Genomic DNA, 8,670 nt, shown 5'->3' with positions numbered 1-8,670 from the left:
TCGCTTGGGCGCCAGCGGAGGACGCCGCCTATCGCCCCTATCTTCGCAGTGTCTCCGATGAAGGCCTCATCGAAGCGGGCGGTAAATCCTGTAGCGAGACTGAGCTTACCCTTGATGATCGGGATCTGTGCGTCGACGTCGATCGCGGTCGAGCGGACCGGGCCGAAATAGACAACCGGGCTTACGACTAGGTCGTCACCGGCGGTGCGGAGCGAATAGTCTGCAATCCCGGTCGGAGCCGGGAACGGGTAGCTTTGCGCGGTGAGGCCCACCCGGATTGTCGATCCGGTGATGATCCGTCCGGTGAAGCCGCCATGTTCGGTGACGGAAAGACCCTCGATGCGAATGTTGCCCGCCTGGATCGGGTTGAAGCCCCTCACGTCGCTCACATTGTAGAGGCCGATCCGCTCGCTCCCGACGCTGTTTCCGAAAGCGTCGTTCGCGCTGGTGACGGCATTCTCATTGGCGCGCTGGGCGAGCGCCGGTGAGACCTGCAAGATAAGAAAGGCGGCAACGCCGGCAGAACGCAACATGGACAACTCCCCGCTTAAAGGTAAGCAGGGTTCTGCGATCTCACGGCTTTCCGGATAAGTGCCGGACGTCGACCATTCCCACCATGACCTTTGGCCTATGGATGGAAGGGCCGTTCCATGACATAGTGCACCTATGGGGAATGCGCTTAAGTACCAGCATCATTGGATTTTCTGCCTAGCTGCATTGGGCGCTTGGCTGACCGTCGGCTACCCTCTCCTCGAAGCATATCAGAATGGGCGCACGATCCATTCGACGCCGGTGCCCGTGATGTTGCTCTGGCCTTTCCTGACGTTCGGCGCCGCTGTGGCCGCCTCCATCATCCTGAAGCTTCCCAAAGCCATCCATTGGACCCTGCTCGCCGTGCAGGTCGGGGCGGTGGTCACGATGGCCGGCCTCCTTCAATATGCGACCTTCTCGGTCCTGCTGGTAACCATAGCCTGGCAAGTCGCCATGACCGCAAGCCCGGCACGGGCGCTTCTTTGGGTCGGCGCGCAAACCCTTGCCATCGTCGCGACATTCGCCAATCTGGAGACGAATTTCGAATTCTGCTTCATCTTCGGGCTTTCCGTCGCGCTCCAGCTTTTCGTCGTATTCACGGCCCATTCGCTTCGGACGGAGGCGGAAACCGCGCGCGCATTGGCGCAAACCAATCAGGAGCTTCGTTCGGCGCAGGCGCTTATGGCTACCAGCGTTCGCAATGCGGAACGCCTCCGCATCTCGCGCGAACTTCACGATGCATGGGGTCATGAACTGACCGCCCTCGGACTGCAGCTCGAAATCGCGAGTCACGTCACCGAAACCGGGCCCGCCCGCGATCACGTCGTGCAGGCCCAGACCCTGTCCCGCGCCCTTCTCGGGAAGGTAAGGGACGTTGTCTCCCACCTTCGGGAAGAGGAAAGGTGCGACCTGCAGAACGCGCTAAAGGCCTTGGCGCAGAGCGTTCCCGCTCCCGCCGTTCATGTGGACGTAGCTTCCGATATCCGCGTCACGGCCGATCAGGCCCATGCCTTCATGCGGTGCGCGCAGGAAGCGATCACGAATACCGTTCGGCACGCGGACGCTTCGAACCTCTGGCTCCAGGTCACGACCGATGAAAAGGGAGTCCGGCTGATCGCCCGAAACGACGGAACGGGCCCTGCATCCGCGCCGTCGGAAGGGTCAGGACTCACGGGGATGCGCGAGCGGCTGGAGAATTTGGGTGGGCGGCTTGCCGTTCGCGCCGGCGACGATCTTGCCTTCACGCTCGATGCATGGCTGCCGCTGCGTTCGCCGCTGACCGCATGATCCGGGTTCTCATCGTCGACGATCAGACGCTGGTGCGTCAGGGCGTCCGCGGTCTTCTGGAGCTTGTTCCCGACATCGAAGTGATCGGCGAGGCTTGCGACGGTCAGGAGGCGCTAGAGAAAGTGCCGGAACTCGCACCGGACGTACTCCTCCTCGATATTCGGATGCCGCGCGTCAACGGCATCGAAGTGCTCCAGACCTTAAGCGAAGCCGGGACTCTCCCGCCCACGCTCGTCCTCACGACCTTCGATGATGGCGACACTGCCATCGCCGCGATCAAGGCGGGTGCCAAGGGACTGATGCTGAAGGACGTCTCGCTTGCCGACTTGACCCAGGCGATCCGAAATCTCGCCGAAGACCGAACGGCTTTCCAGCCCGCGATGACGGAAAGCCTGATGGCGGCCCTCCGCCGCAGCCCCTCCTCTCCTTCGGACAGCTATGTCGTCGAGGCGCCGACCGCCCGCGAGCGGGAGGTGCTGCAACTCATCTGCGCGGGTTACAGCAACAAGGAAATCGCCGATCTTCTCGCGCTCGCCGAGGGAACGGTGAAGAACCATGTCTCGAGCCTGCTGCTGAAGCTAAATGCACGAGACCGCACGCGGGCAGCCCTGAAAGCGCTAGAAGGCGGCTTACTCGGATAGCACCGCTCAGGCGGCGTCGGTCCATTCGTCCCACATGCCCTTGAGCTTCTTGAAGAAGCCCGAGGATGCGGGGCATTCGTCGCCGGTTTCGGTCTTGCGAAATTCCTCCAGCAATTCCTTCTGCTTTGCGGAAAGCCTGGTCGGCGTTTCGACCTCGACCTGGATCACCATGTCGCCATGGCCGCGGCCGTTGAGGACCGGCATGCCGGCGCCGCGCTGGCGGATCTGCTTGCCGGACTGGATACCGGCCGGAATGGTGATCGAATGCTTCTTGCGGTCGAGCCCCGGCACCTCGATGCAGCCGCCGAGCGCCGCCGTCGTGATGCTGACGGGACAGCGGGCGAAGAGCGTCGTGCCCTCGCGCTGGAAAATCTGGTGCCGCGCCAGATGAATGAAGATGTATAGGTCGCCCGGCGGCCCGCCACGTGCGCCAGCCTCGCCTTCGCCTGAAAGGCGGATGCGGGTGCCTTCGTCGACACCGGCCGGAATGTTGACCTGAAGCGACTTCCGCTTCTCCGCGCGTCCCTCGCCGCGGCAGGCGGGGCACGGATCGGCAATGACTTCGCCAAGGCCGTGGCAGCTTGGGCAGGTCTGTTCGACCACGAAGAATCCCTGCCGCGCCCGCACCTGTCCGCGTCCTTCGCAGAGTGTGCAGGTGCGGGCCGAGGTGCCGGGCTTCGCGCCGCTTCCGCCGCAGGGCTCGCAGCCGACGGTGGTGTCGATCTTCAGATCGACCGGCTTGCCGTTATAGGCATCCTCGAGGCTGATCTCGAGGTCGTAGCGAAGATCGGAGCCGCGCCGCGCGCTGCCGCGCTGCTGCTGGCCGCCGTTCATGAACTCGCCGAAAATGTTCTCGAAGATATCCGAGAAGGATCCGAAATCCTGCGCGCCGCCGAAGCCGCCCGCGCCGCCATTCTGGAACGCGGCATGGCCGAAGCGGTCATAGGCCGCCCGCTTCTTCGGGTCCTTCAGGCAATCATAGGCTTCGCTGATCGCCTTGAACCGCGCTTCCGAATCCTTGCAGCCCGGATTGCGGTCCGGGTGACACTCCATGGCGAGGCGGCGATAGGCGGACTTGATGGTCTTGTCGTCCGCCGTCCGCTCGACCTGGAGCAGCTCGTAATAATCGGTATTCATCATGGGGCGCCCCGACGCTCACAAGGAAGCGGCTCCCGCTCCTCCCCCTCATGAAGGAAGCGCGGAAGCCGCATCTCGTTTAGCCCTTGTTTTCGTCGTCGACCTCAGAGAATTCGGCGTCGACGACTTCTTCGCCGCCTGCATCTCCGCCCGAAGCCCCCGCACCGGCGTCACCGCCCGGCGAAGCGGCCGCGGCCTGCTCCTTCTCATAGATGGCCTGGCCGAGCTTCATGGCGACCTGCGCCAGCGCTTCCGCCTTGGACTTGATCGCGTCGGTGTCGCCACCCTCAACCGCAGTGCGCGCTTCCGCGACCGCAGCTTCGATCTCCGACTTTAGAGACTCGTCGACCTTGTCGCCATGCTCCTTCAGCTGCTGCTCGGTCGAATGAATGAGGCTTTCGGCCTGGTTCTTCGCTTCGGCAGCGTCGCGGCGCTTCTTGTCCTCTTCGGCGAACTGCTCCGCGTCTTTCACCATCTTCTCGATGTCGGCGTCGCTAAGCCCGCCCGAGGCCTGGATACGGATCTGCTGCTCCTTGCCAGTGCCCTTGTCCTTGGCCGACACGTTGACGATGCCGTTGGCGTCGATGTCGAACGTGACCTCGATCTGCGGCACGCCGCGCGGCGCCGGCGGAATGCCGACCAGGTCGAACTGGCCGAGCAGCTTGTTGTCCGCCGCCATTTCGCGCTCGCCCTGGAAGACGCGGATCGTCACCGCATTCTGATTGTCTTCCGCGGTCGAATAGGTCTGCGACTTCTTCGTCGGGATGGTCGTGTTGCGGTCGATCATCTTGGTCATGATGCCGCCGAGCGTCTCGATGCCGAGTGAAAGCGGCGTCACGTCGAGCAGAAGCACGTCCTTGACGTCGCCCTGCAGAACGCCGGCCTGGATGGCGGCGCCCATGGCCACAACCTCGTCCGGATTGACGCCAGTGTGCGGCTCCTTACCGAAGAAGTTCTTCACCGCCTCGCGCACCTTCGGCATGCGGGTCATGCCGCCGACGAGGACGACTTCATCCACCTGATCGGCCTTGAGGCCGGCATCGGCGAGCGCCTTCTTCATCGGCTCGATCGTGCGCTGGATGAGCGCGTCCACCAGCCGCTCGAGGTCGGCGCGGCTGATCGCCTTGACGAGGTGCTTCGGCCCCGTCTGGTCGGCGGTGATGAAGGGGAGGTTGACCTCGGTCGTCGCTGCCGACGACAGCTCAATCTTCGCCTTTTCAGCGGCTTCCTTCAGGCGCTGGAGGGCGAGCCGGTCCTTGGTAAGGTCGATGCCTTCCGCCTTCTTGAAGTCTTCGGCCAGGAACTCGACGATCTTGGCGTCGAAATCCTCGCCGCCGAGGAAGGTGTCGCCGTTGGTCGACTTCACCTCGAACACGCCGTCGCCGATCTCCAGGATCGAAACGTCGAACGTGCCGCCGCCAAGGTCGTAGACGGCGATGGTCTTGCCGTCATTCTTCTCGAGGCCATAGGCGAGCGCAGCCGCCGTCGGCTCGTTGATGATGCGGAGAACCTCAAGGCCCGCAATCTGGCCGGCATCCTTGGTCGCCTGGCGCTGCGCGTCGTTGAAGTAAGCGGGAACCGTGATGACGGCCTGCGTCACCGGCTCGCCGAGATAGGCTTCCGCCGTTTCCTTCATCTTCTGAAGGGTGAAGGCCGAGATTTGCGACGGCGAATAATCCTTGCCGCCCGCCTGCACCCACGCGTCGCCATTGGCGCCCTTCACGATATGGTACGGGACGAGCTCGGTGTCCTTCTTGGTCACGGGGTCGTCGAACCGGCGGCCGATCAGGCGCTTCACCGCGAAGATGGTATTGTCGGGATTGGTGACCGCCTGGCGCTTGGCCGGCTGGCCGATCAGCCGTTCGCCGTCCTTGGCGAAGGCGACGATGGACGGCGTCGTGCGCGCGCCCTCGGCATTTTCAACGACCTTCGGCTTGCCGCCTTCCATTACGGCAACGCAGCTGTTCGTCGTGCCAAGGTCGATACCGATAACTTTTGCCATGTTTAACCTCTTGTGCCCCAAAAGATAATTTCATCCCCGCACCCTGCAAACGAGGCGCACGAGGATTTCGGATGCGATATAGGTGGGCTTCCCGTTGCTACAAGAAGCCGGGCTCAGCTAATGGGCAGCATCTTCTTCATAGGGAAAGACGAATGCGCCTCCTCCTTGCCGCTACGGCAGCCTTGAGCCTCGCCGCCTGCGACCACCAGCCGCCGGAGCCGAAGGTGGAGGTGGAAGGCGCCGTCGTGCAGCTTCCCGCCGTTCCCGGCCGCCCCGGCGCCGCTTACTTCACGCTTCGCACCAACAACGACCCGACGAAGCTGGTCAGCGTCACCAGCCCGCGGGTCGAGCGGATCGAGCTTCACGAGACGGTGGAGGAAGGCGGCGTCTCCCGCATGCGTCCGCTCCAGAGCGGCACGTTCGAGGGCAAGGAGATGAAGTTCGAGGCAGGCGGCAAGCACGCCATGCTGTTCGGCGTGGACCCGGCGCTGAGGGCCGGCGACAGGATTCCTCTCACCTTCAACCTGGAACCAATGCAGCCGGTAACGGTGGAGGCGGAAGTACGTGCCTTCGGCGGCGGAGGCCATGCACAGCATTAGTCGCCCCTTGACCGAAGCCGAGCGCACCCTCGCCGCGTCCGTCTTCGGCAGCGCGATCGATTACGATCCCGTCCGTATCTTCCGCCGCAAATGGTTCCCCTTCCAGCCGCGGCAGACGGCGATGGCGCCGACCGGCAACATCCACCTCCACCCCCGCGGCTCGCTCTATTCGGAAGACTTTGCAAAAGACGAGCCATGGCGGCAGGCGCTCTTCATCCACGAAATGACGCACGTCTGGCAGGCGCAGAAGCGCGGCCGCTGGTACCTGCCGCTGATGCGCCACCCTTTCTGCCGCTACCGCTATGTGCTGAAACCCGGCCAGCCCTTCGACCGCTACGGCCTCGAACAGCAGGCCGAAATCGTGAAGCACGCCTTCATGCTCCGCGAAGGCATGAAAGTCCCGGCCGCACCGCCGCTCGAACAATATCGGAGCGTGGTTCCCTTCCCGCTCTAGACCACCCGCTTCCGGCCACTCTCCAGCAGGATGTCGACGTGGGCGAGGAGCCGGTCGGGGTCGAACGGCTTCTTCAGATAATCGTCGGCGCCGGCGCGCATCGCGATCTGGACGTCGCTCTCGTTCCGCCGTGCGGTGAGCATCAGCACGGGGGTGCGGTAGCTCCCGTCCGATGCGCGCACCCGCCGCAGCACTTCTTCGCCGGGAATGCCGGGCATCATCGCATCGAGGATGATGAGGTCCGGACGCTTCAGCGCGATCGTCTCGATCGCCGCCTCGCCGCTGGAGACGTAACCGACGGCATGCCCCTCGGACTCAAGAATGGCGCGCACCGTCTCGCCGAGCAGTTCATCGTCATCGACAACGAGGATATGCGCCATTCATCCTCCTGAGGGACAGACTAGCCCTTCCTGGCTACTCCCACCAAGGCAGGCCGAAGCAGCCGGTCCTTGATCATATAGCCCGCCTGCATCTCCTGAACGACGGTGCCGGGCTCGGCTTCGTCATTCGGCACTTCGATCATCGCTTGGTGCTTGTTCGGATCGAGCGGTTGGCCCATTGCCTCGACGCGGGTGATGCCGTTCCGCTGGAACACGTTCTCCAGTTCGCGCCCGGTCGCCTCGATCCCCGCGACCAAGCCCTTCATCCGCTCGTCCTCGCGAAGCTCTTCCGGGATTGCGGCAAGCGCGCGCTCCAGATTGTCCTTCACGCTCAGCATGTCGCGCGCGAAGGCGGTCGCGGCATAGGCCGACGCATTCTGCTTTTCCTGCTCCAGCCGGCGGCGCACATTCTGCGTTTCCGCCTGCGCGTACAGCACTTCCTGCCGGGTTTTGGCGAGTTCGTCTTCAAGCTCCGCCACCCGGTCACCGCCCTCCGGCGCATCGGCCTCGCGCGGCGCGCCTTCGAACTCGCTCTCGGTGTCTTCCTGGATATTCTGTTCTTCGTTCATCCCATCAATCTCGATAGTGCCTGTGCCGTGAAATCCACCATGGGAACGACCCGCGCATAGTTCAACCGCGTCGGCCCGATCACGCCGACCACGCCAAGGACCTTGCCGTCGCCGCCGCGATAGGGCGCGGCAATGACCGACGAACCCGACAACGCAAAGAGCTTGTTTTCGGACCCGATGAAAATCTTCATGCCTTTTCCGGCGCTGGCGCTGTCGAGGAGGCGGGCGATCTCTTCCTTCCCCTCAAGCTCGTCGAGCAACTGACGGACGCGCTCGATATCCGCCGCCGCGCTCTGGTCGATAAGGTTCGCCTGCCCACGTACGATCAGCACCGGCCGCGACCCGTCTTCGGACCAGACAGCAAGGCCGCGCGCCACCAGCTCCTGCGCCGCCTTGTCCAGCGCTGCCTCCCCGGCCCTGATCTCCGCCTGCAGCCGCACCTGCGCCTCGCCGAGCGTCAAGCCGGAAAGCCGCGCGCTGATATAATTGGCCGCTTCGCTCAGCAGCGCCTGCGATATGCCCGGCGGCAGATCGACCACGCGGTTCTCGACGCTGCCGTCGCTCCCCACCATCACTGCCAGCGCCTGCCGCGGCGAGAGTTGCACGAAGCCGAATTGCCGAAGCACCGGCTCCCGCTTCGGCACCAGCACAATGCCGGCGCAGGCGGAAAGGCCGGACAAAGCCGCCGTCGCGTTGCTGAGGGCCTCTTCGATCGGCCCGCCGCGCTCCAGCCGCCCTTCGATCACCGCGCGCTCCTCGGCGCTCGGCTCGGCTGCCTGCATCATCCCGTCCACGAAGAGGCGGAGCCCGCCTTCGGTCGGCATCCGGCCAGCGGACGTGTGCGGATGGCTGAGCAGCCCAAGCTCCTCCAGATCCTGCATCACATTCCTGATCGAAGCCGGCGACAGGTTTATACCCGGCAGCTTCGAAATCGTACGCGACCCCACCGGCTGGCCGTGGTCGAGATAGCTCTCCACCACGAGCCGAAACACGTCCCGCGCGCGGTCGCTAAGCTCGTTGATCGGAGTGGTGGCCATGCCCGTTATCTAGTTGCCTCTTCCGCCATGGGG

9 protein-coding genes and 1 pseudogene are annotated in these 8,670 nt (G+C 64.0%); 4 read left to right on the top strand and 6 right to left on the bottom strand.

Annotation, left to right across the window (positions count from 1 at the left end; genetic code table 11):
- Nucleotides 1-533: pseudogene (locus VGD10_RS10710) on the bottom strand (TonB-dependent receptor); the annotation flags it as partial.
- Between the two features lie 133 nt (nt 534-666).
- Here VGD10_RS10710 and VGD10_RS10705 point away from each other — a divergent pair.
- Entirely contained in the window at nt 667-1,818 is a 1,152-nt protein-coding gene (locus VGD10_RS10705; RefSeq protein ID WP_331040809.1) for a sensor histidine kinase, read from the top strand.
- Entirely contained in the window at nt 1,815-2,459 is a 645-nt protein-coding gene (locus VGD10_RS10700) for a response regulator transcription factor (protein WP_331040808.1), read from the top strand. The genes VGD10_RS10705 and VGD10_RS10700 overlap by 4 nt, the downstream gene beginning before the upstream one ends.
- A 6-nt stretch (nt 2,460-2,465) precedes the next feature.
- Here the strand turns inward: VGD10_RS10700 and dnaJ are convergent, their stop codons facing one another.
- Together dnaJ and dnaK are read right to left on the bottom strand one after the other, a co-directional pair.
- On the bottom strand, nt 2,466-3,599 hold the full coding sequence (gene dnaJ / locus VGD10_RS10695; RefSeq protein ID WP_414639525.1) for a molecular chaperone DnaJ: 1,134 nt from the start codon (nt 3,597-3,599) through the stop codon (nt 2,466-2,468).
- A gap of 76 nt (nt 3,600-3,675) precedes the next feature.
- Complete coding sequence (gene dnaK, locus VGD10_RS10690) at nt 3,676-5,598, bottom strand: molecular chaperone DnaK (protein WP_331040807.1); 1,923 nt, start codon at nt 5,596-5,598, stop codon at nt 3,676-3,678.
- Between the two features lie 152 nt (nt 5,599-5,750).
- On the opposite strand from dnaK, the gene VGD10_RS10685 reads away from it, so the two are divergent.
- Nucleotides 5,751-6,197: a copper chaperone PCu(A)C gene (locus tag VGD10_RS10685; RefSeq protein ID WP_331040806.1), complete on the top strand. Its 447-nt coding sequence runs from the start codon at nt 5,751-5,753 to the stop codon at nt 6,195-6,197.
- Nucleotides 6,184-6,651, top strand: coding sequence for a vgr related protein (locus VGD10_RS10680; RefSeq protein WP_331040805.1), 468 nt, complete (start codon nt 6,184-6,186; stop codon nt 6,649-6,651). Before VGD10_RS10685 ends, VGD10_RS10680 begins: the two co-directional genes overlap by 14 nt.
- Here VGD10_RS10680 and VGD10_RS10675 read toward each other — a convergent pair.
- From VGD10_RS10675 to hrcA, 3 genes are read right to left on the bottom strand one after another with little or no spacing between them, the layout of a single operon-like run.
- Complete coding sequence (locus VGD10_RS10675) at nt 6,648-7,031, bottom strand: response regulator transcription factor (protein ID WP_331040804.1); 384 nt, start codon at nt 7,029-7,031, stop codon at nt 6,648-6,650. The two genes, VGD10_RS10680 and VGD10_RS10675, sit on opposite strands and share 4 nt — an antisense overlap.
- A gap of 20 nt (nt 7,032-7,051) precedes the next feature.
- On the bottom strand, nt 7,052-7,600 hold the full coding sequence (gene grpE, locus VGD10_RS10670; RefSeq protein ID WP_331040803.1) for a nucleotide exchange factor GrpE: 549 nt from the start codon (nt 7,598-7,600) through the stop codon (nt 7,052-7,054).
- Nucleotides 7,597-8,637, bottom strand: a complete 1,041-nt coding sequence (hrcA, locus tag VGD10_RS10665) for a heat-inducible transcriptional repressor HrcA (RefSeq protein ID WP_331040802.1) — start codon at nt 8,635-8,637, stop codon at nt 7,597-7,599. The genes grpE and hrcA overlap by 4 nt, the downstream gene beginning before the upstream one ends.
- Between the last annotated feature and the right edge of the window lie 33 nt (nt 8,638-8,670).

This window comes from Allosphingosinicella sp. (assembly GCF_036402135.1).
Taxonomy (GTDB): Bacteria; Pseudomonadota; Alphaproteobacteria; order Sphingomonadales; family Sphingomonadaceae; genus Allosphingosinicella.
This window is presented reverse-complemented; position numbering and strand designations above follow the sequence as displayed.

Bases quoted from the DNA above. Each gene is read 5' to 3' on its own strand.
- VGD10_RS10705 (WP_331040809.1), top strand. From the start codon at position 667: ATGGGGAATGCGCTTAAGTACCAGCATCATTGGATTTTCTGCCTAGCT.
- VGD10_RS10700 (WP_331040808.1), top strand. From the start codon at position 1,815: ATGATCCGGGTTCTCATCGTCGACGATCAGACGCTGGTGCGTCAGGGC.
- dnaJ (WP_414639525.1), bottom strand. From the start codon at position 3,599: ATGATGAATACCGATTATTACGAGCTGCTCCAGGTCGAGCGGACGGCG.
- dnaK (WP_331040807.1), bottom strand. From the start codon at position 5,598: ATGGCAAAAGTTATCGGTATCGACCTTGGCACGACGAACAGCTGCGTT.
- VGD10_RS10685 (WP_331040806.1), top strand. From the start codon at position 5,751: ATGCGCCTCCTCCTTGCCGCTACGGCAGCCTTGAGCCTCGCCGCCTGC.
- VGD10_RS10680 (WP_331040805.1), top strand. From the start codon at position 6,184: ATGCACAGCATTAGTCGCCCCTTGACCGAAGCCGAGCGCACCCTCGCC.
- VGD10_RS10675 (WP_331040804.1), bottom strand. From the start codon at position 7,031: ATGGCGCATATCCTCGTTGTCGATGACGATGAACTGCTCGGCGAGACG.
- grpE (WP_331040803.1), bottom strand. From the start codon at position 7,600: ATGAACGAAGAACAGAATATCCAGGAAGACACCGAGAGCGAGTTCGAA.
- hrcA (WP_331040802.1), bottom strand. From the start codon at position 8,637: ATGGCCACCACTCCGATCAACGAGCTTAGCGACCGCGCGCGGGACGTG.